Source organism: Pseudomonas sp. GW822-FHT04C11 (assembly GCF_058800905.1).
Map to the genome: position 1 here is coordinate 189,325 of NZ_JBXAMS010000004.1, position 26,748 is coordinate 216,072.

Annotated in this window: 30 protein-coding genes and 2 pseudogenes; 17 read left to right on the forward strand and 15 right to left on the reverse strand. The window is 59.0% G+C overall.

The window, feature by feature from the left end:
* Positions 1-5: 5 nt before the first annotated feature.
* The 6 genes from AC1RJ3_RS08640 to AC1RJ3_RS08665 all read right to left on the reverse strand — a co-directional run bounded on the left by AC1RJ3_RS08640 (position 6) and on the right by AC1RJ3_RS08665 (position 5,702).
* Positions 6-1,847 carry a nitric oxide reductase activation protein NorD gene (locus AC1RJ3_RS08640; RefSeq protein WP_493078421.1) on the reverse strand — a complete coding sequence of 614 codons (1,842 nt, stop codon included), beginning with the start codon at positions 1,845-1,847 and terminating at the stop codon, positions 6-8.
* Positions 1,848-1,925: 78 nt separating this feature from the next.
* Positions 1,926-3,353 (reverse strand): cbb3-type cytochrome c oxidase subunit I, encoded by a 1,428-nt coding sequence (locus tag AC1RJ3_RS08645; protein WP_054596855.1) that lies wholly within the window; start codon positions 3,351-3,353, stop codon positions 1,926-1,928.
* A gap of 3 nt (positions 3,354-3,356) precedes the next feature.
* The gene (locus AC1RJ3_RS08650; RefSeq protein ID WP_054596854.1) at positions 3,357-3,797 is read right to left on the reverse strand and encodes a c-type cytochrome; all 441 of its coding nucleotides are present in this window, start codon (positions 3,795-3,797) and stop codon (positions 3,357-3,359) included.
* A gap of 261 nt (positions 3,798-4,058) precedes the next feature.
* Positions 4,059-4,316, reverse strand: coding sequence for a cytochrome C oxidase subunit IV family protein (locus AC1RJ3_RS08655; RefSeq protein ID WP_493078424.1), 258 nt, complete (start codon positions 4,314-4,316; stop codon positions 4,059-4,061).
* An 11-nt stretch (positions 4,317-4,327) separates the two neighbouring features.
* Entirely contained in the window at positions 4,328-4,915 is a 588-nt protein-coding gene (locus AC1RJ3_RS08660) for a cytochrome c oxidase subunit 3 (RefSeq protein WP_493078426.1), read from the reverse strand.
* A complete protein-coding gene (locus tag AC1RJ3_RS08665; protein ID WP_054596851.1) occupies positions 4,899-5,702 on the reverse strand; it encodes a CbbQ/NirQ/NorQ/GpvN family protein in 804 nt (267 codons plus the stop codon). The genes AC1RJ3_RS08660 and AC1RJ3_RS08665 overlap by 17 nt, the downstream gene beginning before the upstream one ends.
* 199 nt (positions 5,703-5,901) lie before the next feature.
* On the opposite strand from AC1RJ3_RS08665, the gene AC1RJ3_RS08670 reads away from it, so the two are divergent.
* The 11 genes from AC1RJ3_RS08670 to AC1RJ3_RS08720 all read left to right on the forward strand — a co-directional run bounded on the left by AC1RJ3_RS08670 (position 5,902) and on the right by AC1RJ3_RS08720 (position 14,941).
* Positions 5,902-7,593 carry a nitrite reductase gene (locus AC1RJ3_RS08670; RefSeq protein WP_054596850.1) on the forward strand — a complete coding sequence of 564 codons (1,692 nt, stop codon included), beginning with the start codon at positions 5,902-5,904 and terminating at the stop codon, positions 7,591-7,593.
* 24 nt (positions 7,594-7,617) lie between these two features.
* Entirely contained in the window at positions 7,618-7,932 is a 315-nt protein-coding gene (locus AC1RJ3_RS08675; protein WP_489111428.1) for a c-type cytochrome, read from the forward strand.
* Positions 7,933-7,948: 16 nt separating this feature from the next.
* The gene (locus tag AC1RJ3_RS08680; protein ID WP_103315261.1) at positions 7,949-8,275 is read left to right on the forward strand and encodes a c-type cytochrome; all 327 of its coding nucleotides are present in this window, start codon (positions 7,949-7,951) and stop codon (positions 8,273-8,275) included.
* The gene (locus AC1RJ3_RS08685) at positions 8,272-9,450 is read left to right on the forward strand and encodes a cytochrome D1 domain-containing protein (protein ID WP_493078429.1); all 1,179 of its coding nucleotides are present in this window, start codon (positions 8,272-8,274) and stop codon (positions 9,448-9,450) included. Before AC1RJ3_RS08680 ends, AC1RJ3_RS08685 begins: the two co-directional genes overlap by 4 nt.
* A gap of 1 nt (position 9,451) precedes the next feature.
* Positions 9,452-9,910 (forward strand): Lrp/AsnC family transcriptional regulator, encoded by a 459-nt coding sequence (locus AC1RJ3_RS08690; RefSeq protein WP_054596846.1) that lies wholly within the window; start codon positions 9,452-9,454, stop codon positions 9,908-9,910.
* Complete coding sequence (gene ahbB, locus AC1RJ3_RS08695; RefSeq protein ID WP_347929693.1) at positions 9,907-10,422, forward strand: siroheme decarboxylase subunit beta; 516 nt, start codon at positions 9,907-9,909, stop codon at positions 10,420-10,422. Before AC1RJ3_RS08690 ends, ahbB (AC1RJ3_RS08695) begins: the two co-directional genes overlap by 4 nt.
* On the forward strand, positions 10,415-10,858 hold the full coding sequence (locus tag AC1RJ3_RS08700; protein ID WP_054596844.1) for an Lrp/AsnC family transcriptional regulator: 444 nt from the start codon (positions 10,415-10,417) through the stop codon (positions 10,856-10,858). Before ahbB (AC1RJ3_RS08695) ends, AC1RJ3_RS08700 begins: the two co-directional genes overlap by 8 nt.
* The gene (gene ahbB, locus AC1RJ3_RS08705) at positions 10,833-11,336 is read left to right on the forward strand and encodes a siroheme decarboxylase subunit beta (RefSeq protein WP_054596843.1); all 504 of its coding nucleotides are present in this window, start codon (positions 10,833-10,835) and stop codon (positions 11,334-11,336) included. The genes AC1RJ3_RS08700 and ahbB (AC1RJ3_RS08705) overlap by 26 nt, the downstream gene beginning before the upstream one ends.
* 26 nt (positions 11,337-11,362) lie before the next feature.
* Entirely contained in the window at positions 11,363-12,541 is a 1,179-nt protein-coding gene (gene nirJ, locus AC1RJ3_RS08710; protein WP_493078433.1) for a heme d1 biosynthesis radical SAM protein NirJ, read from the forward strand.
* A gap of 70 nt (positions 12,542-12,611) precedes the next feature.
* Positions 12,612-13,451, forward strand: coding sequence for a uroporphyrinogen-III C-methyltransferase (gene cobA, locus AC1RJ3_RS08715; RefSeq protein WP_054596841.1), 840 nt, complete (start codon positions 12,612-12,614; stop codon positions 13,449-13,451).
* A complete protein-coding gene (locus AC1RJ3_RS08720) occupies positions 13,448-14,941 on the forward strand; it encodes a cytochrome D1 domain-containing protein (RefSeq protein WP_493078435.1) in 1,494 nt (497 codons plus the stop codon). The genes cobA and AC1RJ3_RS08720 overlap by 4 nt, the downstream gene beginning before the upstream one ends.
* A gap of 17 nt (positions 14,942-14,958) precedes the next feature.
* Here the strand turns inward: AC1RJ3_RS08720 and AC1RJ3_RS08725 are convergent.
* The 7 genes and pseudogenes from AC1RJ3_RS08725 to moaC all read right to left on the reverse strand — a co-directional run.
* Positions 14,959-15,063: pseudogene (locus AC1RJ3_RS08725) on the reverse strand (short-chain dehydrogenase); the annotation flags it as partial.
* A gap of 16 nt (positions 15,064-15,079) precedes the next feature.
* Positions 15,080-16,468, reverse strand: a complete 1,389-nt coding sequence (hemN, locus tag AC1RJ3_RS08730; protein WP_493078437.1) for an oxygen-independent coproporphyrinogen III oxidase — start codon at positions 16,466-16,468, stop codon at positions 15,080-15,082.
* A 2-nt stretch (positions 16,469-16,470) separates the two neighbouring features.
* Positions 16,471-17,838, reverse strand: coding sequence for an oxygen-independent coproporphyrinogen III oxidase (locus AC1RJ3_RS08735; protein WP_493078439.1), 1,368 nt, complete (start codon positions 17,836-17,838; stop codon positions 16,471-16,473).
* A gap of 119 nt (positions 17,839-17,957) precedes the next feature.
* Complete coding sequence (locus AC1RJ3_RS08740) at positions 17,958-18,401, reverse strand: CopD family copper resistance protein (RefSeq protein WP_054596837.1); 444 nt, start codon at positions 18,399-18,401, stop codon at positions 17,958-17,960.
* A gap of 54 nt (positions 18,402-18,455) precedes the next feature.
* The gene (gene moaE / locus AC1RJ3_RS08745) at positions 18,456-18,902 is read right to left on the reverse strand and encodes a molybdopterin synthase catalytic subunit MoaE (protein ID WP_493078441.1); all 447 of its coding nucleotides are present in this window, start codon (positions 18,900-18,902) and stop codon (positions 18,456-18,458) included.
* Positions 18,903-18,906: 4 nt separating this feature from the next.
* Positions 18,907-19,152: a MoaD/ThiS family protein gene (locus tag AC1RJ3_RS08750; RefSeq protein ID WP_054596835.1), complete on the reverse strand. Its 246-nt coding sequence runs from the start codon at positions 19,150-19,152 to the stop codon at positions 18,907-18,909.
* A complete protein-coding gene (gene moaC, locus AC1RJ3_RS08755; protein WP_054598297.1) occupies positions 19,149-19,622 on the reverse strand; it encodes a cyclic pyranopterin monophosphate synthase MoaC in 474 nt (157 codons plus the stop codon). The genes AC1RJ3_RS08750 and moaC overlap by 4 nt, the downstream gene beginning before the upstream one ends.
* A gap of 228 nt (positions 19,623-19,850) precedes the next feature.
* Between moaC and AC1RJ3_RS08760 the strand changes: the two are divergent.
* Positions 19,851-20,147: pseudogene (locus tag AC1RJ3_RS08760) on the forward strand (integrase core domain-containing protein); the annotation flags it as partial.
* Positions 20,148-20,162: 15 nt separating this feature from the next.
* Here the strand turns inward: AC1RJ3_RS08760 and AC1RJ3_RS08765 are convergent.
* Both AC1RJ3_RS08765 and AC1RJ3_RS08770 read right to left on the reverse strand, forming a co-directional pair.
* The gene (locus tag AC1RJ3_RS08765) at positions 20,163-21,062 is read right to left on the reverse strand and encodes a proline iminopeptidase-family hydrolase (protein ID WP_054596834.1); all 900 of its coding nucleotides are present in this window, start codon (positions 21,060-21,062) and stop codon (positions 20,163-20,165) included.
* A gap of 90 nt (positions 21,063-21,152) precedes the next feature.
* The gene (locus AC1RJ3_RS08770) at positions 21,153-21,914 is read right to left on the reverse strand and encodes a LuxR family transcriptional regulator (RefSeq protein WP_489111438.1); all 762 of its coding nucleotides are present in this window, start codon (positions 21,912-21,914) and stop codon (positions 21,153-21,155) included.
* A 182-nt stretch (positions 21,915-22,096) separates the two neighbouring features.
* On the opposite strand from AC1RJ3_RS08770, the gene AC1RJ3_RS08775 reads away from it, so the two are divergent.
* Genes AC1RJ3_RS08775 through AC1RJ3_RS08795 form a run of 5 tightly spaced genes read left to right on the forward strand, consistent with a single transcriptional unit; the run spans position 22,097 to position 26,740 of the window.
* The gene (locus tag AC1RJ3_RS08775; RefSeq protein ID WP_054596832.1) at positions 22,097-22,984 is read left to right on the forward strand and encodes a proline iminopeptidase-family hydrolase; all 888 of its coding nucleotides are present in this window, start codon (positions 22,097-22,099) and stop codon (positions 22,982-22,984) included.
* Between the two features lie 3 nt (positions 22,985-22,987).
* Entirely contained in the window at positions 22,988-23,935 is a 948-nt protein-coding gene (locus AC1RJ3_RS08780) for an ABC transporter permease (protein ID WP_493078445.1), read from the forward strand.
* Positions 23,932-24,789 carry an ABC transporter permease gene (locus tag AC1RJ3_RS08785; protein WP_054596830.1) on the forward strand — a complete coding sequence of 286 codons (858 nt, stop codon included), beginning with the start codon at positions 23,932-23,934 and terminating at the stop codon, positions 24,787-24,789. The genes AC1RJ3_RS08780 and AC1RJ3_RS08785 overlap by 4 nt, the downstream gene beginning before the upstream one ends.
* Complete coding sequence (locus tag AC1RJ3_RS08790; protein ID WP_103315250.1) at positions 24,786-25,772, forward strand: ABC transporter ATP-binding protein; 987 nt, start codon at positions 24,786-24,788, stop codon at positions 25,770-25,772. The genes AC1RJ3_RS08785 and AC1RJ3_RS08790 overlap by 4 nt, the downstream gene beginning before the upstream one ends.
* Complete coding sequence (locus tag AC1RJ3_RS08795) at positions 25,769-26,740, forward strand: ABC transporter ATP-binding protein (RefSeq protein WP_493078447.1); 972 nt, start codon at positions 25,769-25,771, stop codon at positions 26,738-26,740. Before AC1RJ3_RS08790 ends, AC1RJ3_RS08795 begins: the two co-directional genes overlap by 4 nt.
* The last annotated feature ends 8 nt before the right edge of the window (positions 26,741-26,748 follow it).

Genomic DNA, 26,748 nt, shown 5'->3' on the forward strand with positions numbered 1-26,748 from the left:
CGGGCTCAAGGCTGAGTCAGTTGGCGATACAACTGCGGCAAACGCAGCGGCAATTGCTCAGGCTGACGGATCACGGTGTAGCCATTGGCGCCAAACATGTACGGCAGGTAATCCCCGGCCTCACGATCAATGGTGATACAGAACGGCGTCAGTCCTTGACGCCGTGCCTCCAGCACCGCCTCGCGGGTGTCTTCAACACCGTAGCGGCCCTCGTACAAATCCAGATCATTCGGTTTGCCATCTGTCAGCAGCAGCAACAGTTTACTGCGCCGTTTGCTGCTGCCCAGCAGGCGCGTGGCCTGGCGAATCGCAGCCCCCATGCGCGTGTAATACCCAGGTTTGAGCCCTTGAATACGACCTCGGGTGTTGTCGTCATAGCGCTGGGTGAAGGACTTGAGTTCCTGCATGCGCACTTGCTGACGACGCAGTGAGGAAAACCCGTACAGGGCGAAATCATCCCCCAGCCCCGACAGGGTTTCGCCAAACAGCAACAGCGTGTCACGGATGACATCAATCACACGATGCTCATCGTTCAGGTGTGCGTCGGTGGACATCGACATATCGGCCAGTAACAGGCACGCCAGGTCGCGGCGCGTCTGGCGTTGCTCCATGAACAGACCGCGCTCGGCACACTGGCCATGCTCGCGTTCAACGTGAAAATCCAGCCAGGCCTGCATGTCCAGTTCCGAGCCCTGAAGTTGCTGGCGTAACCACTGACGGTCATTGCGCAAGTGCTCGAACTGGCGTCGCAGGCGCTGCGCCGAAACCTTCAACCGAGGCGGCAGCGGCTGCGCATCACAGTCACGGGGCACCATCATTTGCAGATTGACGAAGTCGCCCTGCATCTGCTGTTTTCGATAGTCCCACTCTGGCAACTTGATGCCCTCGCCCAAGGGAATATCGTCGACATCGGCCGGTGGCAAATCCAGGTGCAGCTTCAGCCCGCCGCCCTTGCGCAGCCGGGTGCGCGACAGGGTCAATTCGTCCAGATCATCAGCGACCCTGGCTGCGTCCTGGTCTTCGCTGTCATCCGACCAGCGATCCAGGTCCACGTGTTCGGTCCAACTGAACAGGTTCTCCAGACGCACCACCAACAATCCACCGTCACGGGGGCTGTCATCAATGCGTTTGGCGCGTTTGCGCCCACCTTTCTGCTCGCCGGGTGGAGTCGTCAACGATTCTTCGGATTCATCACCCAGATCGGCCGCCAGCGGGCTGGCGAGATGTTGCGGCGGGTACAACCACAACGGCAGCGGCCATGCCGCCCGTTCGCTACGCGGAAAATTCTCGACACTGCCCGGCTCGCGCAACGCCTGGCATAAGACGCGCTCCAGTGCCGCTTCACTACGGCTCAATGAGGCCGGGTCCGGGCGCAATTGCAGGTGGGCCTCGACCAATCGCTGGTAGCGCGCGCGTAGTGCTGGATAGCGCCGCAACAGCAATTGCGTCCAGCGCTGGTTGTCCCGCCCCCAATGCCGCATCCGACCAGCCTGCGCTGCCAGCAACGCGAGCCAACGATAGAGCTCCTCATTCAGTGCGACTTCAGGGAACACCGCGAGGCTCGACGGCAGCCGCAGGGTATTTTCGTCACACCACGCCAAGGGCACTTGTTTGCAGGTGCCGGCGATTTGCTGCAGCACGTTACGCCGCAGCAGCAGATCGCGGTCGCTGGCCGCTTCAAGCCCGATGCCATTGGCACCGCCCATGGCGCGGAACAACAGCGCCAGTGGGCGTTGCTGGTTGATCAGTTCAACCCGTGCTTCGGGGAAATCCGGGCTGGCGCGCCGGGTGATGAAGCGGTGCCAGGCACTGCCTACCCACTCTTCCAGTTCGACGGTAAAGGCCATGCTGTTTGCCCTTGTTGGACACCAAAAAAACGGCCCGCTGTATCAGCCGGGCCGACCTTTTCTAGCCGTTAACCCGGCTCATGAAGGCACCACGGCCGCCGGGGCGCGCAAGGCGGCACGCCCCCGCTGCTTGAAACTGAACAAATAGCAGAGCAGCCCGGCGAGGAAACCGACCCCGGCCCCCAGACGCGTCCAGAACAGCACCTGCAAATGTTCGACCGTGGCCATGAACGGCAAGGCAATTCCGTCAGCCTGCCAGCGTTGCAGGTAGATCTGTACAACACCGGCAGCGGTGAGCAACAACGTGATCATCACCATCGACAGGGTCATCATCCAGAAGCCCCAGATCTCCAGAGTCTGCGAGCGCTCGTCGCCGGCCTCACCCAACCCGCGCAAGCGTGGCATGGCGTAGCTGATCAAGGTCATGACGATCATCGCGTAAGCCCCGTAGAAGGCCAGGTGAGCATGAGCTGCCGTCAGTTGCGAACCGTGGGTGTAGAAGTTGACCGGGGCCAGGGTGTGTAGAAAGCCCCAGACGCCCGCACCGAAGAAGGCCGTCACCGTGGTGCCCTTGGCCCACAGCGTCGCGGCGCGGTTCGGGTGTTGCCGACGCCGGTTCTTCACTGTGCTGAAGGCGAATATCACCATCGCCAGGAAGGGCAGCGGCTCCATCGCGGAGAAGATTGAACCGACCCACAACCAGACCTCAGGTGCGCCAATCCAGAAGAAGTGGTGACCCGTGCCGATGATCCCGGTAATCAGCGCCATGGCGATAATCACATACAGCCATTTCTCCACGACTTCCCGGTCTACACCAGTGATCTTGATCAGCACGAAGGCCAGCATCGCCCCCATGATCAGTTCCCACACGCCTTCCACCCAAAGATGCACCACCCACCACCAATAGAACTTGTCGCGGGCCAGGTTGCCGGGGTTATAGAAGGAAAACAGGAAGAACACCGCCAGCCCGATCAGCCCGGTCATCATGACCATGCTGACGGTGGTCTTGCGACCTTTGAGCAGGGTCATGCCGATGTTGTAGAGAAAGCCCAGGCACACCAGCACAATGCCCATCTTGGTGATGGTTGGTTGCTCCAGAAACTCGCGCCCCATCGTCGGCAGCAACTCGTTGTGGGTCAACCTGGCCAGGCCGGCATAAGGCACCAGCAAGTAACCGAGGATAGTCAGCACACCAGCAGCGGCGAATACCCAGAACAGAATGAGCGCCAACCTTGGACTGTGCAGTTCGCGATCGGCCTCTTCCGGAATCAAGTAGTAGGCAGCGCCCATAAAGCCGAACAGTAACCAGACGATCAGCAGGTTTGTGTGGACCATTCGCGCCACGTTGAAGGGAATGATCGGGAACAGAAAATCCCCGATCACGTATTGCAGGCCCATGATCAAACCGAACAACACCTGACCAAGAAACAGCATCAAGGCGAACACGAAGTAGGGTTTGGCCACAGCTTGCGAGGCAAATTTCAGATGCGGATTAGCCATGCTCATCTCTCAGCCCTCCTTGTTTGGCGGCCAGCCATTGGTGTTGATTTTCGAGCTCCATTTGAGGAACTCGGCGATGTCGTCCACCTCCTGCTCACTCAACTTGAACTGAGGCATCGCTCGCCGGCCCGGTATGCCCAACGGCTGCATTTTCATCCAGGCATGCAGGAAGGGTTTGAAGCCGTCCTCCCCGCCCCGGCGCTGGAACACATTGCCCAACTCAGGCGCAAAGTAGGCGCCTTCGCCCAGTAATGTGTGGCAACCGATGCAGTTGTTTTGCTCCCAGACCGTTTTGCCGCGTATCACTGATTCAGTTAATTGCGCTTCATTGCTGCGCTTTGGAAAGGTTTGTTCCGTGTGATAGGTCAAAGCCAGGAATATCAGGAAGAAAAAGATGCTTCCCCCGAAATAGATGTTCCTGGCCATGCCTTTTGTGAAGGTCTCTGACATGGTCGCTTCCTCGTTGCTTGGCCCGTCCATGATAGGAAGCGAAGGGTTGAAACCCGCTTGATGGCGATCAAGAAAGCCAGATGGTTTTGGTCGGGTATAGGCACCAGGACGCCAGGCACTACCCGTGGCGAGGGAGCTTGCTCCCGCTCGGTTGCGAAGCAGCCGTAAACCTGTGCCTGCTTTCTATCTGAATATTCGCGGTGACTGGTTTTAGGGCCGCTGCGCGCCCCAACGGGAGCAAGCTCCCTCGCCACGGGTTGGCTAGTCGAGCAACACCAGCGTCAGCCCCACAACGACTGCCAAAACCAGCGCCCAGCTCACCATCAACCGGCGCCACAATCGCGGCGCATGGCGCATCTCCATGAAGCCATCGGTGATCAGCCAGGCCTTGCCAACCGCCACCAGCAAAATGGCAATGGACAACAGCCACGTCGCGCCGACTTGTGACAACACAACGGTGCACACGCTTAACGTGGCCAGCGCGGCCCAGCAGACCAGCAGTAACCTGGAAGCGGACATAAAACCTCCCGTCAATTCAGCACGTAGACCAGCGGAAACAGCACGACCCAGATCAGGTCGACCATGTGCCAATACAGCACACCGGATTCAAACCCGCTGCGATTGTCTTCGTTGTACAAGCCACAACGACAACGCTCGGCCAACCATCCGAGAATGACCATGCCAAGCAATACATGGAGAAAATGAAAACCGGTGAGGATCCAGTAAAGGGTGAAAAAAGTGTTGCGCTCCATGCCCAGCCCCGAGGCCAGCAAGTGCTGGTATTCGGTAAGTTTCAACACCACGTAGACGCTGCCGGCAAGCAACGCTGCCAGCAAAAGCACGGCGCCGTGACGGGACCGAGAGCGCCTGACTTGCTCCTGAGCCAGCGCGGCGAACAGCCCGGCGGTGAGCAGGCTCAGGGTCATCGCCAGGCCGGTAGAGGTGTTGAGCAACAGACGGTTTTCGCCGAACAGCTGCGGCTTGAGCGCCTGGGTCACGGCAAACGCCAGGATCAGAATCGCAAACACCGACAGTTCGGCCAGAATAAAAAACCACATCGCCAAGTCGCCCGGCAGGTGACCACGCACAACGCCCCTGGACTCAGCCGAAGTGGACATCAACCACGTCCATCAGCGCCGCAACCGTCAGCGGATCATCGCTCAACGGCTCGGCCAGGCAGGCCATGCACGCCTCACGCGGACTCATGCCGGAGCGGATCATTCGCGCCGTAAAAATCAGCAGCCGCGTCGAGGCGACCTCTTCCAGATCATGCTGATCGAGCCGGCGCAGCGCCTGCCCCAGCCTGACCACTTGCGCCGCCAGGGCGCAGTCCACCTGCGCTTCCCTGGCGACAATGCGCTCTTCGTCAGCCACCGGCGGATAGCCGAAGCGCATCGCCACGAAGCGTTGGCGGGTGCTGGGTTTCATGCCTTTGAGCAGGTTCTGGTAACCGGGGTTGTACGACACCACCAGCATGAATGAGGGCGGCGCCTTCAACACTTCGCCGATGCGTTCCAGAAACAATTCCCGACGATCATCGGCCAGTGGATGCAGTACCACCACGGTGTCCTGACGGGCCTCGACCACTTCGTCGAGGTAGCAGATACCTCCTTCTCGCACCGCGCGGGTCAACGGCCCATCCTGCCACCACGTGCCCTGGGCGCCGATCAAATGCCGGCCGATAAGGTCGGCGGCACTTAGATCATCGTGGCAAGCCACGGTGTAGAGCGGCAGTTTCAGCCGGTGGGCCATGTGCTGGACGAAACGGGTCTTGCCGCACCCGGTCGGGCCTTTGATCAGCACCGGCATGCCGTGACGCCAGGCCTGCTCGAACAGCGCCTGCTCATTATTCAGCGGTTGGTAGAACGGTTCGACGTGGTGTTCGCAAGACGGGATACGGTCCATGGGCTGCCTGTTCCAAAAGCGGATTCAAGCAACACGCTACGAGCGCCTGCGACAACCTGGCAAGTGACATGGCCGGCAAACTTGATCGCGGTCAAGCGAGCATTGGCCTGCTCGGGCATAGCCTTGCACGGCACTAAGAACCTGCGTTCTGCGCTGCCGTCAAAGCACATCGCAAAGGTCTTGCCTGAGGAGAAATGGAATGCTGATCAGCAATAGAAAAACGTTTGCTCTGACTGCCGCCACACTGTGTTCAACGCTGGCCCTGGCAATGAGTCATGCCGTTGCCGCTGAGGAACCTGCCGCAGGAGCAGCCACCCCGCCCATGGTCAAAACCGCGGGAGCGCCGGACCTGAGCCAGGCCGACTTCGACGCATCCAAGGAGATCTACTTCCAGCGCTGCGCCGGTTGCCACGGCGTTCTGCGCAAAGGTGCCACCGGAAAACCACTGACACCGGACATCACCCAGTCCCGTGGGCAACCGTATCTGGAGGCCTTGATTACTTATGGGTCACCGGCGGGCATGCCGAATTGGGGGACGTCCAACGCCCTGACCAAGGACCAGATCACGGCAATGGCCAAGTTCATTCAGCACACGCCGCCAACGCCGCCGGAATGGGGCATGGCCGAGACGCTGAAAACCTGGAAAGTACTGGTCAAGCCCGAGGACCGTCCGAAAAAACAGCTGAGCAAACTCAATCTGCCCAACCTGTTTTCGGTGACGTTACGCGATGACGGCAAGATCGCTCTGATCGACGGTGACAGCAAGAAAATCGTCAAGCTGATCGAGACTGGTTATGCGGTGCACATTTCGCGTATTTCAGCCTCCGGTCGCTACCTGCTAGTGATTGGTCGAGACGCCCGGATCGACATGATCGACCTGTGGCCGGTGGAGCCGACCAAGGTCGCCGAAGTCAAAGTGGGCATCGAAGCACGCTCGGTGGAGACCTCCAAGTTCAAGGGCTACCAAGACAAATACACCATCGCCGGTTCCTATTGGCCGCCGCAGTTCACCATCATGGATGGCGAAACCCTGGAGCCGAAGCAAATCGTCTCGACCCGTGGCATGACCGTCGACAAACAGGAGTACCACCCGGAACCCCGGGTCGCGGCGATCATCGCCTCCCACGAATGGCCGGAGTTCATCGTCAACGTCAAGGAAACCGGCAAGGTCATGCTGGTCAATTACCAGGACATCAAAAACCTCACCGTCACCTACATCGATGCCGCGCCGTTCCTGCATGACGGTGGTTGGGACAGCACTCATCGGTATTTCATGACCGCCGCCAACAACTCCAACAAGATCGCCGTGATCGACTCCAAAGAGCGCAAATTGACTGCTTTGGTGGACGTCGGAAAAACCCCTCACCCAGGCCGCGGCGCCAACTTCGACCATCCGGCTTACGGGCCAGTCTGGGCCACCAGCCATCTGGGAGATGACGGTATCTCGCTGATCGGCACCGACCCGATCAAACACCCGCAATACGCCTGGAAACAGGTCGCCTCGCTCAAGGGCCAGGGCGGCGGTTCGTTGTTCATCAAGACCCACCCCAACTCGCGCCACCTGTATGTCGACACCACCCTCAACCCGGACGCCAAGCTCAGTCAGTCGGTGGCGGTGTTCAATCTCGACAAGCTCGACGCCGGCTACACCGTGCTGCCCATCGCCGAGTACGCCGGCATCAAGCAAGGGGCCATGCGCGTCGTACAACCGGAGTACAACAAGGCCGGCGATGAGGTCTGGTTCTCCGTGTGGAGTGGCCAGGCAGACGAGTCGGCACTGGTGGTGATCGACGACAAAACCCTGAAGCTCAAATCAGTCATCAAGGACAAACGGCTGATTACGCCCACCGGAAAATTCAACGTCTACAACACCCAACACGACATTTATTGAGCTCCATCAATGAAAGGAATCGTCATGAAAAATACGCTGATATCACTGATCGTCCTGGCTGGCGCATTGAGCCTGCAACCGGTGATGGCGCAAGACGCGCCAGAGCTGTTCAAGAGCAAACCCTGCGCCGCCTGCCATGCCATCGACACCAAGCTCGTCGGCCCGGCGCTCAAGGAGGTGGCCGCCAAGAACGCTGGTGTCGCCGATGCCGCAAACACCCTGGCCAACCACATCAAGAACGGCACACAAGGCAATTGGGGACCGATACCGATGCCGGCCAACCCAGTAACGGATGAAGAAGCGCAGACCCTCGCGACCTGGGTCTTGAGTCTCAAATAGCCAACGGGAGGGCGTCATGAAGGTTTATCGACACGCGGTGCTTCTGGCGGCCCTCCTCCTCATTTGCGCAACCTCGGTAGCGACGCCGGACGCCAAGCGTCAGGCGCAACTCGAACACCTGCTGGCCCAGGATTGCGGTGCCTGTCATGGGCTGCGAATGACCGGTGGGCTGGGCCCTGAACTGACCCGTAGCGCACTGTCCGGCAAGCCCCGGGACAGCCTGATTGCCACCGTCACCCAAGGTCGCCCCGGCACCGCCATGCCCGGTTGGGGCCCGCTGCTCAGTGCTGACGACATCCGTTGGCTGGTCAATCTTCTTCTCCAGGGATATCCCGCATCATGACCCGTTCAATCCTGCTGTCAGCGGCGACCGGCCTCTTGTTATCCGCCTGCGTTCAGTCACCCCTGCGCGGCACGGGCGACCTGGGCGTAGTGATTGAGCGCACCAGCGGTAGCGTACAAATCATCGAAAGCGACACCCGCACCGCGCTGGCTCGCCTCGAAGGTTTGGGCGACCTGTCCCATGCCTCGGTGGTGTTCTCCCACGACCAGCGCTATGCCTATGTGTTCGGTCGCGACGGCGGGCTGAGCAAAATCGACCTGCTGACCCAACGCATCGACCATAGGGTCATCCAGGGCGGCAACAGCATCGGCGGCGCCATCAGTCAGGACGGCAAGTTGATCGCGGTGTCCAACTATGTGCCCGGCGGCGTCAAGGTATTCGATGCCAACACCCTGCAACAGGTGGCCGACATTCCCGCCACAGCCCTGGCCGATGGCAGCAAACGCTCTCGGGTGGTTGGTCTGGTGGATGCCCCCGGACAACGCTTCGTGTTCAGCCTGTTCGATAGCGGCGAAATCTGGACCGCCGACTTCAGCCGAGGCAACACACCGCAAATCAACCGCTTCAAGAACATCGGCCAACAGCCCTACGATGCCTTGATTACCCCGGATGGACGCTATTACATGGCCGGGCTGTTCGGCGAAGACGGCATGGCCCAACTCGACCTCTGGCATCTGGAGCGTGGCGTGCAGCGGGTGCTTGGTGATTACGGGCACGGCCAGGTGAAATTACCCGTCTACAAGATGCCCCATCTGGAAGGCTGGGCGGTTGCTGACAACCAGGCCTTCGTGCCCGCCGTCGGCCGCCATCAAGTGCTGGTAATGGATTCGCGCAGCTGGCAGCAGACCGCGGCCATCCCTGTGGCCGGGCAGCCGGTGTTCGTCACCTCACGGCCAGACGGTCGGCAGCTGTGGGTCAATTTCGCCTACCCGGACAACGATCGGGTTCAGGTGATCGATACCGAAACCCACGCCGTGGTCGCCGACCTGCGACCGGGGCCGGCGGTGCTGCACATGGAGTTCACCCCGCGCGGCGACCAGTTGTGGCTGTCATTACGCGATGGCAATCAGATTCAGGTCTGGGACCCGTACAGCCTGAAGCTGCTGAGCACCCTTCCCGCCATCGCGCCGAGTGGCATCTTCTTCAGCAGTCGCGCACAGAAAATGGGCTATTGAAATGAACCTCGACCTGCTCAGCCGCCAACTGATCGATCGCTTCCAGCACGACATGCCACTGTGCCCGGAACCGTATAAAGAGATCGCCAAAGTCCTCGGTTGCGACGAGGCGCAAGTGCTGGCCTGCCTGCAAGCAATGGATCAGGCCGGCACCCTCTCGCGGATCGGCCCGGTGTTCGAACACAGCCGCGCCGGGGCCAGCACCCTCGCCGCCTTCGCCGTGCCCGCCGAACGCCTGCAACAAGTCGCCGAGCGCGTCAGCCAGTATCCCGAGGTCAATCACAACTACGCACGGGAGCATTTCTACAACCTGTGGTTTGTGTTGACCGGGCCTGATCGCCCACACATCGAACGCGTACTCGACGAACTCGAGAAAGATACCGGCCTCACGCCGCTGGATCTGCCGATGTTGACCGCTTACCGCATCAACCTCGGTTTTGCCCTGGGAGAAGGCCCATGAAGCCGGGATTGAGCCCCAAACAGGCACTGGCGCTACGTCGGCATCTGGAAGGCGGATTGCCGAGAGTATCACGGCCTTATCAGGCCCTCGCGGAACAGATAAGCGCCGATGAAAACCAGGTGCTCGCGCAAATGCATCAGTGGCACGAACAAGGGCTGTTTCGGCGGGTCGGTCTGGTGCTCAACCATCGCGCGCTGGGTTTTGCTGCCAACGCCATGCTGGTGCTGGATGTTCCGGACGCGCTGATCGACGAAGTCGGCCAACGCCTGGGGCAAGCGCCCGGTATCACCCTCTGCTATCAACGGCCGCGGCGCCTGCCGCAGTGGCGCTACAACCTTTTCTGCATGGTTCACGGTCGCCAACGCGCGCAGGTCGAGGCGCAGATCCAGGCGTTGCTGGAAGAACACTTGCTGAGCGACCTGCCCCACCAACTGCTGTTCAGCACCCACGTCTTTAAACAGTGCGGCGGACGCTTTGCCGCCTCCTCAACGGGAACCACGCCCCATGGATGATCTTGACCGTCGGCTGATCAACCGTTTGCAACTGGGCCTGCCGCTGGTGCGTAACCCCTGGCAGGCACTGGCCAGCGAACTGGACAGCAGCAGTACTGAATTGCTCCACCGCGTCCACGAACTGCTCTGTGAGGGAATACTCACGCGCTTCGGTCCGATGTTCGACATCGAACGCCTCGGTGGCGCCTTCACCCTCGCGGCGCTGGCGGTGCCGGAAGAACGGTTCGAAGAGGTCGCCGAGCAACTGCACGCCCTGCCTGAAGTGGCGCACAACTATCGACGCGAACACGCCTGGAACATGTGGTTCGTACTCGGCTGCGCGACCGAACAAGGTATCACCGAAACCTTGCAGCACATCGAAACCCTGACCGGTTTGCCGCTGCTCAACGTGCCCAAAGAGGAGACTTACCATGTCGGTCTGTACTTCCCGGTCTGAAGACACCCTGGCACACCGACTGATCGAATTGACCCAAGCGGGCCTGCCGCTGCTGGACGACCCTTGGACCTGGCTAGCCGAACAGCTGAACCTGAGTATCGAATCGACCCTGGATTTGCTCAAGCGCTTGCAGGCCGAGGGCGCGATCCGACGCATCGCCGCCGTCCCCAACCACTATCGCCTCGGATATCGCTACAACGGCATGACAGTCTGGGATGTGCGCGACACCGATATGCCGCGCCTCGGTGCGCTGATCGGTGCACAGCCTTTTGTCAGCCACTGTTATCGACGCCCGCGACGAACCGCGTGGCGCTACAACCTGTTCGCCATGGTCCACGGTCGCAGCCGCGAGGAAATCGACAGCTACCGCGAACACCTGCGCTACTTGCTGGGCGACGCCTGTGTCGCCGACGAGATGCTGGTGAGCAGTCGCATCCTGAAAAAAACCGGTTTACGGCTACCGCCAGCACCACGCTGAACACACGCTGGCTCAAGGAGATTTGCATGTTGAGGATCAGCCAATATCTGCGCGCCCTGACCGGCCGGGTGCCTGCCCCCAGAACCAGCCCTCCGGGCAGCAACCGGCCGCCGGTGGTGATCTGGAACCTGCTCAGGCGCTGCAACCTGACCTGCAAACACTGCTACGCCACCTCGGCCGACAGTGTCTTTCGCGACGAACTGGATACGGCCGCCGCGCTGACCGTGATTGACGACCTGCACGACGCTGGCGTGAAGGTACTGATTCTTTCCGGGGGGGAACCGCTGTTGCGCGAGGATCTGTTTGTGCTCGGCGCCTATGCCCGCGCCAAAGGTTTTTTTGTGGCCTTGTCCACCAATGGCACGCTGATCGATGAGCAGAACATCGCGCAGATCAGCGCGGCGAGGTTCGACTATGTCGGGATCAGCATCGATGGCCTGGAAGCCACCCATGACACCTTCCGCCAGCTGAAGGGCAGCTTCGCCCGCTCCATGCACGCGATCCAGCTCTGTCGCGAACAAGGCATTCGCGTCGGTCTGCGAACCACATTGACCCAGGAGAACCATGCGCAACTGCCCCAACTGCTGGCGTTGATGCGCGAGTACGACGTGCAGAAGTTTTATCTGTCGCACCTCAACTACAGCGGTCGCGGCAAACGCAGCCGCCAGCTCGACGCCCGACAGCAGATGAGCCGCGAGGCGATGACGCTGATCTTCGAACGGGCCTGGGAAGACATCCAGCACGGTCGCGACAGCGATTTTGTCAGCGGCAACAACGATGCCGACGCGATTCTCTTGCTGCAATGGGTGGGCCTGCATCTACCCGAACATTACCCACGCCTGGAACATATGCTCCGCGCCTGGGGCGGCAACGCCTCGGGCAGCGGCATCGCCAACATCGACAACACCGGTGAAGTACACCCCGACACCTATTGGTGGCAGCACTCGGTGGGCAATGTCCGGCACACGCCGTTTCGCACACTGTGGCTGGATCACCCGGACGCCTTGTTGCAGCAGCTGCGCGCGCATCCTCGGGCCGTCGGTGGCCGCTGTGGTCAATGCCGCTGGCTAAGCATCTGCAACGGCAATACCCGCACCCGCGCCTGGGCCGAAGGTGATCTCTGGGGCCAGGACCCCGGTTGCCACCTCAGCGATGAAGAAATCGGCATACCACCCTCAACGATCATCCCTTGCGTCATGCACTGAAGCACCCGCCTGGCGAGCCATCTGACACAGGATGGGGCCGGACCACCTGATGAAGCACCAAGGACGTCCCATGCATCCATCGATTATTTTACCGGCTGCACTTGAGTCCCCGTTCAGACCGGGCGAAGTCGCCTTGGTCGGCGCCGGCCCCGGCGATCCACGCTTGCTGACCCTGCGTGCCTGGAGCCTGTTGATGCAAGCCGACGCCGTGGTTTACGACCGCCTGATCAGCCCCGAGCTGCTGACGCTGATCCCCCTCACCTGTGCCCGGCATTACGTCGGCAAGGCGAGCGGCTGCCACAGCCTGCCCCAGGAACAGATCAACGAACTACTCGCCGACCTCGCCGATCTGGGGCAGCGCGTGGTCCGGCTCAAGGGTGGCGACCCGTTCATATTCGGCCGCGGCGCCGAGGAGTTGGAGTATCTGCTGCAACGTAACATTGATTGCCAGGTGGTCCCCGGCATTACTGCCGCCTCCGGGTGTAGCGCTTACGCCGGCATTCCGCTGACCCATCGGGATCTGGTCAACTCCTGCCGTTTCATCACTGGGCACCTGCAACGCGATGGAGAGTTGGCACTGCCCTGGAGCAGCCTGGCCGACAGCACTCAGACCCTGGTGTTTTACATGGGGTTATCGAACCTTGGGATTATCGCGCAGCGCTTGATCGAGGCCGGAATGCCCGCCGACACGCCGGCGGCGCTGATCAGCAACGGTACGCGGCCCGACCAGCATGTTGCTCGAGGCAGGCTGCACCAGTTACCGACCCTGGCGCAGGATTGCCCACCTGGCATTCCGACGCTGACGGTGATCGGCAAAGTGGTTGATCTGTTCGCTACTCAACAACAGGAATACCCGGCGCGTTTTTACCCCGCCCCAGCGCTGCAACGCTACCCCAAGGTGGCGATATGAGGCGGATTCTGCTTGCCCCATTGTTGTGGATCGGTCCGGCTCATGCCGGTGCGGCGGTTCTGCCCTCCGATGCGGCCGCCAACCTCTACCAACAGCATTGCCAGAGCTGCCATGGCGCCAACCGTTTCGGCGGTGCGGGGCCGGCCTTGCTGCCGGAGAGTCTGAGCCGGATCAAACCTGACGAAATCCGCAGCGTTATCCAGAACGGTCGCCCCGCGAGTCAGATGACCGGGTATGCCAACGTGTTCAACCCCACGCAGATCGACGCGATGGTGGATTACCTTCAGCAACCACCCGCCACCCCTCCCACCTGGAGTAACGATGACATTCGCGGCAGTCATTCCATTCTCACTGATATCAACAAGCTGCCCGACACTCCTCAGCATGGCGCCGATCCACTGAACCTGTTCGTGGTGGTCGAAGCCGGCGATCATCACATCGACATCCTCGACGGCGACCGCTTTGAAGTGCTGGCACGGTTTGCTTCGCACTTTGCCGTGCATGGCGGGCCGAAGTTCTCGCCGGATGGACGCTTCGTCTACGTGGCCTCTCGCGATGGCTGGATCAGTCTGTATGACTTGCACAACCTGAAACTGATCGCCGAGGTCCGCGCCGGGCTCAACACCCGCAACCTGGCGGTGAGCAAGGATGGCCGCTGGGTACTGGTGGGCAACTACTTGCCAGGCAATCTCGTGGTGCTCGATGCCCGCGATCTGTCGCTGGTCAAAACGATCCCGGCGATCGGTCAGGACGGTACCGCGTCGCGGGTCAGCGCGGTGTACACAGCCCCGCCGCGTAACAGCTTCATCGTCGCACTCAAGGATGTGAAGGAAGTCTGGGAGCTGCCCTGCGCCGGCACACCTGACTTTGAACCGCGACGGATCAAGGCAGAGGATGTGCTGGACGACTTTTCCTTTTCACCGGACTACAAGCAACTGCTGGCCACATCGCGCAAAGCCAAGGGCGGCCAGGTGATCGACCTCGACAGTGGCAAGGTGGTCACCGACATTCCGCTGCCGGGCATGCCGCACCTGGGGTCGGGGACGTATTGGAAACGTAACGGTGAGTGGGTGTTCGCCACGCCGAACATCAGCAAGGGCCTGATCTCGGTCATCGACTTCAAGACCTGGAAACTGATCAAGGAAATACCGACCCTGGGGCCAGGATTCTTCATGCGCAGTCATGTCAATTCGCGGTATGCCTGGACTGATGTGTTTTTCGGTCCCGACAACGATGCGATTCACCTGATCGACAAACAGACTCTGGAAATCGCCCACACACTACGCCCGATGCCCGGCAAGACCGCCGCCCACGTCGAATTCACCCGCGACGGTCGCTATCTGCTGCTGAGTATCTGGGCCACCAACGGTGCGCTGATTGTCTACGACAGCAACACCCTCAAAGAGATCAAGCGCCTGCCGATGAACAAGCCCTCGGGCAAGTACAACGTCGGCAACAAAATCGAGTTTGCCGAGGGCACTTCACACTAGACCTTGTGCCGATCGCTCTATCCCAAGGTGTAACCGTTGTCGACTTCCCAGTCCTGAACGTAGACACCCCGAGCACCTTGGGACAGCTGAAAAACAATCACGTTGGCCAGCGCTGACGCATCCCCGGTGCCGGGGACTTCAAACGGTGCGTGAAAACCGGCCTTTTTGATCACCGTCCAGATAGGCGTCAAACGCCATCGCCGCGCTGCGCATCATCAAATGTCCATGAGGCAACAACACCAACGCATCTTCGTGAATCTCCAGCAATCCATCGCGAACATGCTCGTCCAGTTGCATCAGCGCATCGGCAAAGTACTCGGTAAAGCAGATGGCATGACGCGTTTCAAACTTGCCGAAGTCGATCCGGCCATGACACATCAGATCGCTGATCACTTCACGGCGAAGCTGATCATCGGCGCTCAAGCGGTAACCTCGATGGACCGGTAACAAGCCTTGATCCAGTCGTGCGTAATACTGCGAAAGCTCCTTGACGCTCTGGCTGTAGCTATCGCCGACCTTGCCGATCGAAGACACCCCGAGACCGATCAAATCGCAGTCGGCGTGGGTGGAATAACCCTGGAAATTACGCTGCAAGGTGCCATTGGCCCGGGCCAACGCCAACTCATCGTCCGGCAAGGCGAAATGGTCCATGCCGATATAGACATAACCGGCCTCGGTCAGACGGCGGATAGTCAGTTCAAGCAACTCCAGCTTGCGCTCGGGTGGCGGCATATCGGTCGGACGAATCAGCCTTTGCGCGCGCACCAGCTCCGGCAAATGGGCATAGCTGTAGGCGGCAATCCGGTCCGGGCGCAACGCGATGATCTTGCCGAGGGTGACGCCGAAACTGTTCACGGTTTGCAATGGCAGGCCGTAGATAAGATCGACGCTGATCGACTTGAATTGCGCCTGACGCGCAGCAGCGACCAGTGCGTAAATTTGCTCTTCACTTTGCTGACGATTGACCGCGGCCTGCACGTCGGGATCGAAGTCCTGCACGCCGAAGCTCAGGCGATTGAATCCCAACCGACGCAGCGACTGGATCTGTTCAGTGCTGATGGTGCGAGGGTCGACTTCAATGGAAAACTCATGGTCATCGCTATCATCCATGTCAAATGCCTGGTGCAGACAGTCCATCAGCTCAGCCAGCTGTTCACTGGTCAAATAGGTCGGCGTGCCACCACCCAGATGCAGTTGTGTGAGTTTGCGGGTGCGGTCGAACAAGGCGGCTTGCATCACGATTTCGCGCTTGAGATACGTCAGGTACTCCTCGGCGCGGTGGGTTTTCCGGGTAATGATTTTATTGCAGGCGCAGTAATAACAAAGGCTCTTGCAGAACGGGATGTGGATGTACACCGACAGCGATTTTGGCGTTGCCGCCTGGTTGCTGTCCGAGGCGGCACGCTGATAGTCATCGACGGCGAACGCCTGATGAAACTGCGGCGCAGTCGGGTAAGAGGTATAGCGCGGCCCCGGGCGGTCATACTTTTCGACCAGGGCACGATTGAAATCAAACGAGATTGTCATAATCAATCCACTCGCAATGGGGGTTCATGCCCCGCACTGCCCGAATCCTTTTCAAACAGGTTGCAGATGGCATCCACGTGCGGCCGACCGGCCGGAAGAATACTGATGAAACGATCAGACAACTCAATCAACCCGTCACGGGTCAATTGCTCCAGCACAGGCCAGACGGCGGAAAAGTACTGACGAAAAATCAGTCCATAGCGCGTCTCGATTGCCTGGATATCCAGCTCCAGATCACATGCCAGGCGCTCCACGACCATGTGCCTGACCTGATTCCCTGTCTCACAGCGCCAGCCACGGCTCGTCGGCAATTGATCCATGTCCAGTTGCTGCTGATACAGCTCCAGCTTGTCGGTGTTTTGCGCATACAAATCGTCGATCTGACTGATAGCGCCCAAACCGAACCCGATATGGTCGCAATATCCGTGACGGGTAAACCCCTCACTATTGCGACGTAATCGGCCGCGCTCCTGAGCAATCGCCAAATCGTCATCGGGCCGGACAAACTGCCCCAGCCCAATGTAGTGATAACCGGCACCGATCAACTGTTCAAAACAGATCTGGCGCATGGCGCCTTTATCTTCCTCACTGCAAAACGCCCTGATTTCGTCTGCGGCCTTTGGCCGATAGCGTTGAGGTGGCCGGGCGTAATCAAACACCAGCAGCCGGTCCGGCTCCAGTTCGATGATGGTTGCCAGTTTCAACGCAAAACTTTCTGGCGTCTGCCAGGTATGGCCATAACCCAGATCGACATTGATGGATCGATAACCGAAGGTACGAGCGGCATCGATAAGCGAATGGATCGGTGCCGGGTTCTGGTAGCAGGCCACCGACATCGCGCTGTCGGCACCGATGTCTGGAACTCCGATGCTGACATGGTTGAATCCCAGATCACGCAGCACGCCCATGGTCGACCAATCGGTATGGTGAAGGTCCACTTCTACGCTGTAGTCAGCGCACTCATGTCCAAGAAAGTTGAATCGACCACGAAGGTGATTCATCAGCCGTCTCAGGTGGGCGATGGCAGGTGTTCCGCCCCCCAGATGAAACTGCTCGACCCGCTGTCCGGTCCCCAGGTGACAACCGACGAGGTCGATCTCATGTTGCAGACGCTGAAGATAGTGTTCGACACCACTGTGTTCGCATGAAATATCGCGAGGGGAACACAAGGAAGGCTTCAGGTTAGAAGGCAGTTGCACATTCAGCGACAGCGGACGGCACTTCTGTCGGCTGACGCGTAATGCACGAAGCAAATCCAGAGAGCCGATACCGTCATGGAACTTTTCAGTGTCGACATGGCAGTTGGGATCGAGCACGCCTTGATCGCACCGAGCGTTCGGCTCGCCGGGGTTGTGGAATAAATTGAGCATGACGGGTCTCAGAGACTGGCTGCGGACCGCCAGTGTCGGGGTTTGGCGATCAATGCTCCTTGATTTGCATCAAGCGCGAGCAAGGTGCTTGTCGCGCAACAGACACCCGGTACGTACAGTCACCACGTCAGGTAAAACATCCACTTGGCCAACAGTACGATGACGACCATGTGGCAGAACAGGCTGCCATGGATGAAATGCAGGTATCGAGCACTCATTCGGCCACTTTTGAACAAAAACATGGCGACCAGGAAATGCAGCAGTACGCTGACGGCCACCACGATCTTCAACATCAGCAATGTGCCGAATGATGAGCTCATCGGCGTTGCAAGGACCGGTAAATAACGCAGCCAGACCATCCCCAGCCCGGCGCCGAACAATACCAGCAGAACCCATGGAATCAAGGTGCGGGCACGTCGACCGATCCCCTGCTCGACCAGCAACATGACCTTGACGGGCAGTTGCTTGCGGATGCTTTCAAGGAACAGGACTTCGAAGAACACCGTGCCGATAAAAATCAGTGCGGCAAACAGATGCAACGTCACAAATAGCGGATAGAGCATGGGATTCTCGCTCTCAATACAGCTGAATACGATTCACTCACAGCGAGGGAAACGTCAATCCCATCGTTGCGCCGCCTCGCGATCACTGTTGCGAGCCTCGACCCAATGGGAACTCTCGGCCGTCTGTTCTTTTTTCCAGAATGGCGCGCGGGTTTTCAGGTAATCCATCACGAACGCGCAGGCCTCGAAAGCCGCCTGACGATGACTGCTGCTGATGCCGACAAACACAATAGGCTCTCCCGGTTGCAACGCTCCGATTCGATGGATCAACACCAATCCAAGTAACGGCCAGCGCTGTCGGGCTTCATCGGCGATCTTGCCAAGCACCTTTTCGGTCATCCCGGGGTAATGCTCAAGAAACAGGCCGGCGACTTCCCGTCCGACGTTGGAGTCACGCACATACCCTACACAGCTCACCACCGCGCCGACATCAAGGCTCAAGGCATGCAGCGTGTTGATTTCGGTACCGGGGTCGAGGCTGCCTGTCTGGACTCGAATCATCGATTCAGCCTCCCGTTACGGTTGGGAAAAAACCCACTTCATCACCGTCTATCAACGGCTCATCGAGCCCACACATGTCCTGGTTGCGGGAACACATGAGGTTCTGTTCGGCCAGCACCCGCCAGACACCGGAACGATGTATCAGGTGCTGACGCAACTGATCGACAGAAGTGAAATCACCTTCAATCGTTTCATCGTCACGGCCCAGCGTTTCGCGGTACCGCGAGAAATACAAAACATTCAGCTTCATTGTTCCAACGCCTGATACCAACCGCTTTTACCACCCCGTTTCTCCAATAGCCGCACCGATTCGATACTCATGCCCCGGTCCACGGCCTTGCACATGTCATACAGGGTCAAGGCCGCCACACTCGCGGCGGTCAGTGCCTCCATCTCGACACCGGTCTGTCCGGACAACTTGCACCGAGAAACAATGCGTACGCGTTGGTCACCTTCAAAACTCAGCTCAACGTTAACACTGCTCAAAAGCAGCGGATGACAGAGCGGAATCAACTCGCTCGTGCGTTTGGCCGCCTGAATGCCAGCGATCCGCGCTACCGCAAAGACATCACCTTTAGGGTGAGCACCACTGGCAATCAGTTGTCGGGTCTCGGCAAGCATATGAACCCATGCCTCAGCCACTGCTTCTCGGGACGTCACGTCTTTATCCGTAACATCGACCATTCGTGCGCGTCCCAGTGAGTCGAGGTGAGTCAGCATCAATTCCGTCATAAGCGATAAGCCTTGCGCTACCAACAGTCGGTTTCAGCGCAGAATACAGAGCGGGCCGACACATACGGTTGACGTCAATCAAGTAATCCAGACAAGGCCATTGCTACAACCTTGCGTAAATCTGGACGAACGTATCGCTCCTCGTCCCGTCAACTTCCATCCAGCCTGCAGGTCGTCCCATAAACATCTCGATCAAAAGTGTTGCGATGACCGGTTGAATCCGCCCAGTATGCGAGTCGTTTATTTCGCCAGCGGCTCTGGCGTTATCGCATGCCCCACGGCATGAGTCGCCGGGGAGATTGCTGGGACAATGCGTCGATGGAGCGGGTATTTCGGAGTTTGAAAACCGAATGGATACCAACCACGGGCTACCGAACGGCCCAAGAGGCCCAATGCGATATCAGTCATTTTTTGATGCATCGGTACAACTGAATTCGGCCCCATCAATTCAACGGTGGGCTGGCACCCGCTCAGGCCGAGAAAAAACTTAACGTCGTGTCCGGGATCAGTTGACCACTACACCCCCTCTTACAAGCATTCATCCAAGAACCTCACCACAGTCCCCATACAAGCCATCCGCTCTTCGACATGGGGCATATGACTAGAGTTTTCGAACAGTGCCCAGCGAACATCCGGAATGTGATCCAGGTAGGGTTTGACCACGGTCGGGGTCGCTTCATCGTAGAGGCCAGAAATCAGTAGGGTCGGCACGCTGATCTGCCATAGCCGATCAATGATGGTCCAGTCTTTCATGCTGCCGATCACATGAAATTCGGTGGGGCCGTTCATGGCGTGATAAACGGTAGGATCGGCATCGATCTGGGCAAAGGTGCGGGAAACCTCTCCTGGCCACGGAGTAACTCGGCAGACATGGCGATCATAAAAGACGCGTGTTGCCTCAAGGTACTCGGCAGATTTCAAAGTACCGGCCCGTTCATGCTTAAGGAGGGTTTGCTGCACGTCGTAAGGTAGAAGCAGGCGTAAGCGGTGAGCTTCACGGATCCAGACACCCATATCCGCCGGGGAGTTGGCGACAATCAATGCCCGCAGCCCCGTAGGCCGAAGTACCGCATGTTCGCTGGCCAGCATTCCACCCCAGGACTGCCCCAGGAGTGCGTAATTGTCGCTAATGCCGAGATGATCCAGCAGATTCTCCAGCTCATCGAGAAACAACGCTACGTTCCAGAACGAGGAGTCTTTTTCCGGTAGGTGGGTGGAGCGACCATTGCCCAGTTGGTCGTAATGAATTACTGGATATCCACTCGTGGCAATATCCTTGAAAGCGTCAACGTAATCATGCGTGCAGCCCGGACCTCCATGCAGGATCACGAGTGGAGTGCGGCCATCGCCGAGATCACCAGTAATGCGATACCACGTCCGATACGGGCCAAAAGATGCGAAGCCTTCGCGTATTCCGATAAATTCCATTTTGTGTGCCGCCCCTGAAAACCGTACGGCACACGATAGCGGGAGCGAAGCCACGAAATAACTAGAGAAAAAGATAGGTTTTGCCCTATTTCAGCTATCGAGCAACCGATAGTGCGTAGCCCGAACCACTGACTGGACCCGATTCTTGGCACCGAGCTTATGCATGGCCGAGGTCAGATGCAGGGTGATGGTGGCCAATGAGCGATTCAGTCGAGTGGCGATCTCAACGGTGGTCAGGCCTTCAGCCGCCCAACTCAAGCACTCACGCTCGCGCCTGGTCAGGCGGAACGGGCTCGCACGAACTTCCTTGTTGAGCAGTGGATAGGCCACTTCTTGCAGGGAATGAGAAATCAGACTGAAGTCCCCCAGCGTCTGACGGACATCCTGTAATGCACTTGCGGAACTGCCTGAACGCAGGCCTGTCAGGGTAGCGAAGCCGCCTTTGGGTAGATGAATCGGCACAGTCACACCACAAGTCATCTGAGAGTCCTGCAGATAGCTCACCACTGGCGCATGACTCTGGCCGATGAACGACCGCAGTATGGTGTCGGCATCTCGCTGATAGGACCAGACAAAGGGTGAAACAGCATTCACCGCCAGATGTTGGACAGGGTCGATTTGGTAGTAGCCCTCCCCACACCAGAGCGAATACCAATCACGGGGGGTATTGCGCAGTTTGAGCACCGAAGGCGTGATCAGTGCGCCCTCATGGTCCAGCGGCACAGGACTGTAGTCGTAAACCAGGGCGTCGAAGCCCAGCTCCTTGACCATCAGCAACGCATTGTCCATCTGTTCGTCCAGATTCCTGCCGGACAGAAGACGACTATTGAAGTCGGACAGCTTGGTCTGCATCCATTCAGCTCCCTTATTAATTTCAATCCTGAAATCGGGCAAGTAGAATGCCACGCTTGGGCGAGGGACTGCCAGACAAACCTATAAGAATTGCTAGCTTATGGGGTCTCGGTTCCTCCAGTAGAATTGGGACGACGGCGTCGTATACCCGGCACGGCTGACATTTGACAGGGAGAGTAACAATGTGGCGTGAAATCGAGCCGGACCAGCGATATACCGTGGAGGTTGATGGCCACAATCTGGCGGTTTATGGCTTCGGTGACGGCCATGAGGTGCTGTTCTGCCTCAATGGCGGCCCGGGCTTGCCTTGCGATTACCTACGTGATGCCCACGGTTGGCTCAAGGACAAGGGCTTGCGCGTCATCGCCTTTGATCAACTGGGCACTGGTGCATCGGCCAAGCCTGTCGACAAATCTCTGTGGGACATTACGCGTTATGTCGCGGAGGTGGAAACCGTCCGCGAAGCCCTCGATCTGGGCGTAATACACCTGCTTGGGCACTCATGGGGCGGCTGGTTGGCGATCGAATATGCCATTCATCACCCCCAGTCGGTGAAAACCCTGATTTTGGAAAATACCGCCGGCGATATCCCGCACTTGTCCCAGGAACTGGAGCGTCTGCGCGGTGCCCTAGGCAGCGAAACTGTGGCGATGATGCAACGCCATGAAGCCTTGGGCACCCTCAACCACCCCCAATACCAGGCGGCCATCACACTGCTCAACTATCGCCATGTCTGTCGCCTGGACGAATGGCCTGCGCCGTTGGCACGCTCCCTGAGTAACTGGAACATGGGGCCTTACGTGACGATGCAGGGCCCTAACGAGTTTCTCTACACCGGCAATCTCAAGAACTGGAACCGCATCGAGCAGATGGTCGATTTCGACATGCCGGTGCTGATCACTACCGGCCAGCATGACGAACAGACGCCGGCCTGCGCGATGCGTATGAAAATGGCGCTCAAGGATGCCGAGCTGCATGTTTTCCCCAATAGCAGCCATATGCCGTTCTACGAAGAGCCTCAAGCCTATTTCCCGGTGTTACTGGACTTCCTGCAGCGCCATCGGAGCTAGCCAATGAATCTGGCGCGCTATCGTTTCATCCTGTCCCGTCCGCTGCAGTTGTTACCGGTGCTGTTTGGGATCAGCGTGATCACCTTTGTGCTCGTGCGTTCGATTCCTGGCGACCCGGCTCGGGCACTCTTGGGCTCACGCAGCACGCCGGATGCGCTGATCAGGATTCGTGCTCAGTACGGTCTCGATCAGCCGCTGTGGATGCAATATTTCTTCTTTCTCAAGAACCTGTTGAAGGGTGACCTCGGCCAATCGCTGCTCTATAAGGTCGATGCCCTAAAATTGATCAGCACCCGCATTGAACCCACCCTGTTCCTGGTACTGGGCAGCGTGTTGCTGGCGTTACTGATCGCCGTGCCTCTGGCAACGGTGGCCGCACGCAACAAAGGCGGTTGGAGCGATAGCCTGATTCGTCTGTTCACCACCGCCGGCCTTGGGATGCCGGCGTTTTGGCTGGGAATCATGTTGATACTGCTGTTCAGTGTGCAACTGGGGTTGTTTCCGGTCTCGGGTTATGGACGTACCTGGCTGGACAAGCTGCATCACATGCTCCTGCCGTGCCTGACTATTGCCTTGGCGCTGTCCGCGGTTCTGGTGCGCAACCTGCGAGCCAGTATGCTCATGGAGTTACAGGCCGATCATGTCACCGCGGCTCGGGCTCGCGGCTTGCCCGAGGGGGCGGTATTTCGGCGACACGTGCTGCCCAACTCACTGGTGCCAGCGATCAACCTGCTGGCGGTGAATATCGGCTGGTTGATCAGCGGTACGGTAGTCATTGAAAGTCTGTTCGCCATTCCCGGTATCGGCCAATTGCTGGTGCGTGGCATTTTCACCCGTGACTACATGGTGGTGCAGGGAGTCGCCATGGTGCTGGCCTGTGCCACCGTGGTAGTCAACGTCCTAGCCGACGTGGTAACGGTGGCGATCGATCCGCGGGTGAACATGCGATGAGCAGCCAGGTCATGATTCCAGGCTGGTGCTTGCGCCTGCGTTTCAGCGTGCGCAACGGCCGTCTGGCTATCGCGTCGGGGCTGGTGATTCTATTTGGCTGGCTGTTGCTGGCGCTCTTCGCACCATGGGTCGCGCCTTTCGATCCGATCGCCCAGAACACCGATATCCGCCTGCTGGCGCCGAGTCTGGTGCATCCGTTCGGCACGGATAATTTCGGCCGTGACATTCTTTCCCGAGTGATCTGGGGAGCCCGCATCGACCTGCAGATATCGGTTATAGGAGTGGTTTTCCCTTTCCTGATCGGCACCTGTATTGGAGCACTCTCCGGCTATATCGGTGGCCGCTTCGACACGATCTGCATGCGCCTGATCGATATCATCCTGGCCTTCCCCTTTTTGGTGCTGATGTTGTCAATCATGGCCATTCTCGGGCCAGGCTTGAGCAGCTTCTACGTTGCTATGGCCTTAGTGGGCTGGGTGTCCTATGCACGGTTGATCCGTTCGCAGATCCTGGTGCTCAAGGAAAGCGATTTCGCCTTGGCAGCGAAAAGCCTGGGGTTCGGCCATGGGCGCATTCTGTTTCGGCATCTGCTGCCCAACGCCTTATTCGGCTCAATCGTGTTTTCCATGTCCGATGCGGTGCTGGTGTTGCTCAACGGTGCAGCGGTCAGTTACCTCGGTTTAGGGGTTCAGCCACCTACCGCCGAGTGGGGTACGATGGTCGCTGAAGGTCAGAGTTTTATCACCAGTGCCTGGTGGATCTGCACCTTCCCTGGGCTGGCGATCGTCACCCTGGCAATGGGTTTCAGCCTGCTGGCCGACGGTGTTGCCGAACACCTCGGAGAGCGCTCATGAGTACACCGGCGCTGCACGTCGAGGAGCTCAGCGTGATCGCCCATAACGGTGAGCGCGACGTCACTCTGGTAGATCGCTTGTCGTTTGACCTGGCCGAAGGCGAAATCCTCGGTCTAGTCGGCGAAAGCGGTTCAGGCAAGACTATGGCCTGCCGCGCCTTGATGCGTCTGCTGCCATCGCCAAGCCTGCGGGTCCAGGGCAAGGCCGTGCAGCTTGCCGGTAAGAATCTGTTACAGCTGGACGAAGCCGGAATGCGCGCCATACGTGGTCGACGGTTGGGGATGATTTTTCAGAATCCCAGCAGTCACCTTGATCCGTTAATGCGTATCGGTGAGCAGATTGGCGAGGGTATTCGCCTGCATCAGGGCGCGTCCAAACGTGAAGCGCGGGCACAGGCCATCGAGGTGCTGCGTCAAGTGGGCATTCCCGACCCACCGCGGCGGGTCGACAGTTATGCCCATGAGTTTTCCGGTGGCATGCGTCAGCGGGCGATGATCGCTGTGGCATTGGCTTGCAACCCCCAGGTGCTAATCGCTGACGAGCCGACCACCGCCCTGGATGTCACCGTGCAGGCACAAATTCTGCGCCTGCTACTGGACTTGCGCGACCAACGCGGTTTGTCGATCATCTTGATCACCCATGACTTGGGTGTCGTCGCCCAGACCTGTGATTCCATCGCAGTGATGTATGCCGGTCGGCTCTGCGAGCACGGTAGCAAGCATGAACTACTGGTTCGACCGCGGCATCCCTATACGGCCGGACTGATCGACTGCCAACCCGCCTCCAGCGTCGGCCATGCCATGCTCAGGACCATCGCCGGCCAGCCTCCTCTGCTGGACGCGTTGCCCTCCGGTTGCCGCTTCAATCCACGCTGCCTGCAGCAAGGCAGCCAATGCACGATGTTGTTGCCGGATTTACAAATCATGGCTGAGGGGCAGCGGGTAGCCTGCCATTACCCGCTGACTGCGGCAGGTCAGTTATGACGCTGTTGCAAGTGAAGGATCTGCAGGTGCGCTTCGCCGCTCCCGGCAGTGGCCTGTTCAGGATGAACAGGCAATGGGTGAATGCAGTCAACGGTGTATCGCTAAGTCTGGCCGCAGGGGAAGTTCTTGGGTTGGTGGGGGAGTCGGGCAGTGGCAAGAGCAGCCTTGGCCGGGCCATCTTGCGCCTCAATGATATTGCCGCCGGGCAAGTACTGTTCGATGGGGTCGACATGGCCCTAGGCGGGAAGATCAACATCGAACGGCTGCGGCGCGAGACCGCCATGATATTCCAGGAGCCTTATGCTGCCCTTAATCCGCGGCTGAGCATCGGTGAAACCATTGCTGAAGTACTGCGGGTGCAACGCAAGGTCGCTACACCACTGATTCCCCGCCGAGTCGATGAATTGCTGACACAGGTCGGTCTGCGGTCGGAGCTGGCCAGCCGCAAGCCCGGCTCGTTGAGTGGTGGCCAATGCCAACGTGTAGGTATTGCCCGGGCGCTGGCCATCGAACCGCGGCTGATCATCGCCGACGAATGCGTGGCCGCTCTGGATGTTTCCATCCAGGGGCAGATCATCAACCTGCTGCTGGAGCTGCGCCAGCGCATGAACCTGGCGATTCTGTTCATCGCCCACGACCTGGCAATCATTCAGCGATTGTGTGATCGAGTAGCGGTAATGTACCTCGGCCAGATCGTTGAAGAGGGGCCAGTGGAGGCCGTATTCAGCTCCCCGCGCCATCCTTATACCGCCGCATTGATCCAGTCCATTCCGAACATCGATCCGACTCGCCCGTTGCCGAGCATGCCCCTGCCGGGTGAGCCGCCCAGTCCTTTGAATCGTCCATCCGGTTGCGCCTTTCACCCACGCTGCCAGCATGCACAACCCATCTGCGCCGAAACGCTCGCGCCAACCCATAACCTCAAGGGGCACCGCTACAGCTGCGTGCTCGGAGAGCCGTTGTTATAGAACCAACA